Genomic DNA, 3,112 nt, shown 5'->3' with positions numbered 1-3,112 from the left:
AGCAATGGGAACGATCAAGCCAATCGAACGATTAGTACTGGTAAGCTTCATGCGTTGCCGCACTTCCACACCCAGCCTATCAACGTGGTCGTCTTCCACGGTTCTCAAGGGAATACTCGTTTTCAGGTTGGTTTCCCGCTTAGATGCCTTCAGCGGTTATCCATTCCATATATAGCTACCCTGCTATGCCCTTGGCAGGACAACAGGTCCACCAGAGATATGTCCATCCCGGTCCTCTCGTACTAGGGACAGATCCTGTCAATATTCCTACACCCACGGCAGATAGGGACCGAACTGTCTCACGACGTTCTGAACCCAGCTCACGTACCGCTTTAATTGGCGAACAGCCAAACCCTTGGGACCTGCTCCAGCCCCAGGATGCGATGAGCCGACATCGAGGTGCCAAACAACCCCGTCGATATGGACTCTTGGGGGTCATCAGCCTGTTATCCCCGGCGTACCTTTTATCCGTTGAGCGATGGCCCTTCCACGCGGGACCACCGGATCACTATGACCGACTTTCGTCTCTGCTCGACTTGTCAGTCTCGCAGTCAGGCGGGCTTATGCCATTGCACTCGACGACCGATTTCCGACCGGTCTGAGCCCACCATCGCGCGCCTCCGTTACTCTTTCGGAGGCGACCGCCCCAGTCAAACTACCCACCATACACTGTCCCGGATCCGGATAACGGACCGCGGTTAGACATCCATGACGATAAGGGTGGTATTTCAAGGATGGCTCCACAAGAACTGGCGTCCCTGCTTCAAAGCCTACCACCTATCCTACACATGCCGACACGAATGCCAGTGTAAAGCTATAGTAAAGGTGCACGGGGTCTTTCCGTCTGACCGCAGGAACCCCGCATCTTCACGGGGAATTCAATTTCACTGAGTCTATGCTGGAGACAGCGGGGAAGTCGTTACGCCATTCGTGCAGGTCGGAACTTACCCGACAAGGAATTTCGCTACCTTAGGACCGTTATAGTTACGGCCGCCGTTTACTGGGGCTTCGATTCAGAGCTTGCACCCCTCCTCTTAACCTTCCAGCACCGGGCAGGCGTCAGACCCTATACGTCGTCTTGCGACTTCGCAGAGCCCTGTGTTTTTGATAAACAGTCGCTACCCCCTGGTCTGTGCCACCCCAAAAGACTTGCGTCCATTGGGGTCACGCTTCTTCCGAAGTTACGCGTGCAATTTGCCGAGTTCCTTCAGCATAGTTCTCTCAAGCGCCTTGGTATACTCTACCTGACCACCTGTGTCGGTTTCGGGTACGGTCTATACGGTGGAGCTATTTCCTGGAACCGCGTCCCCGCCCAGACAATCCAATAAGTCTGAACAAGTTAAGCAATCCGTCACTACCACCAGGCCCACGAATATTAACGTGGTTCCCATCGACTACGCGTGTCCGCCTCGTCTTAGGGGCCGGCTAACCCTGCTCAGATTAACTTTAAGCAGGAACCCTTGGTCTTTCGGCGAGAGGGTCTCTCACCCTCTTTATCGTTACTCATGTCAACATTCGCACTTCCGATACCTCCAGGACCCCTCACGGGTATCCCTTCACAGGCTTACGGAACGCTCCGCTACCACACGTCTTGCGACGTATCCTCAGCTTCGGTGCATGGCTTTAGCCCCGTTACATTTTCGGCGCAAAGACCCTTATTTAGACCAGTGAGCTGTTACGCTTTCTTTAAATGATGGCTGCTTCTAAGCCAACATCCTGGTTGTTTTGGGATCCTCACATCCTTTCCCACTTAGCCATGACTTGGGGACCTTAGCTGGAGGTCAGGGTTGTTGCCCTTTTCACGACGGACGTTAGCACCCGCCGTGTGTCTGCCGACTAGTACTCCTCGGTATTCGGAGTTTGGTTAGGATCAGTAAGACGGTGAGTCCCCATAGCCCATCCAGTGCTCTACCCCCGAGGGTATTCGGTCGACGCTCTACCTAAATAGATTTCGCGGAGAACCAGCTATTTCCGAGTTTGATTGGCCTTTCACCCCTAACCACAAGTCATCCCAATCTATTGCAACAGATGCGGGTTCGGTCCTCCAGTTGGTGTTACCCAACCTTCAACCTGCTCATGGCTAGATCACTCGGTTTCGGGTCTAATGCGACGAACTGAACGCCCTGTTCAGACTCGCTTTCGCTGCGCCTTCACCTATCGGCTTAAGCTTGCTCGTCACACTAAGTCGTTGACCCATTATACAAAAGGTACGCTGTCACCCTTGCGGGCTCCAACTGTTTGTAGGCATCCGGTTTCAGGTTCTATTTCACTCCCCTTGTCGGGGTGCTTTTCACCTTTCCCTCACGGTACTTGTTCGCTATCGGTCATGCACGAGTACTTAGGCTTGGAGAGTGGTCTCCCCATGTTCAGACAGGATTTCACGTGTCCCGCCTTACTCAAGGACAATGAGTGTTCTACGTGTAAGGGGCTATCACCCTCTACGGCCGACCTTTCCATGTCGTTCCACTTTATTCCTCATTGCCACTGGCCTGGTCCGCGTTCGCTCGCCACTACTTGCGGAGTCTCGGTTGATGTCCTTTCCTGCAGGTACTTAGATGTTTCAGTTCCCTGCGTTCGCTTCTTACCCCTATGTATTCAGAGTAAGATACCTTTAAACAATACTTGGAAACCTAAGCCGTACTTGCGCACGACTTAAATTTTCCAAGCATTTAAGGTGGGTTCCCCCATTCGGAGATCCATGGATCAAAGCTTATTCGCAGCTCCCCACGGCTTATCGCAGCGTATCACGTCCTTCATCGCCTGTGCATGCCAAGGCATCCACCAAATGCCCTTTTGACACTTGATCGTTCTCATTGCCAATGCTCATCCATTAGCCGCCGTCCCGAAGGGACGCGGCAGAAAGGGTTACCTTTTACAACCCAATCCATATGAGATGCCATCGACGTGTTCGATAGGTCTGCTTTATTGGAACCACGCCGAGCGGTTCGCTTGCAGCCTATCTTAAGACCAGCTTCTCGAGATCTGTCCGGTGATGCGCGGTCAGGCAACACCAATCCAACATGAACACCAGAAGGGCACTCACAAGTGAGCACCCAAACAACATCCATGTCTCAAGGACAAGGCTTCCTTCCTACCTCCAGACCCTCCACCA

1 rRNA gene is annotated in these 3,112 nt (G+C 53.0%); it reads right to left on the bottom strand.

The window, feature by feature from the left end:
- Positions 1-10: 10 nt before the first annotated feature.
- Positions 11-2,806 (bottom strand): 23S ribosomal RNA (locus OKW20_RS30960).
- Positions 2,807-3,112 lie beyond the last annotated feature (306 nt).

The sequence above is a fragment of the Ensifer sp. LBL genome (genome assembly GCF_050435225.1).
Taxonomy (GTDB): domain Bacteria; phylum Pseudomonadota; class Alphaproteobacteria; order Rhizobiales; family Rhizobiaceae; genus Ensifer.
This window is presented reverse-complemented; position numbering and strand designations above follow the sequence as displayed.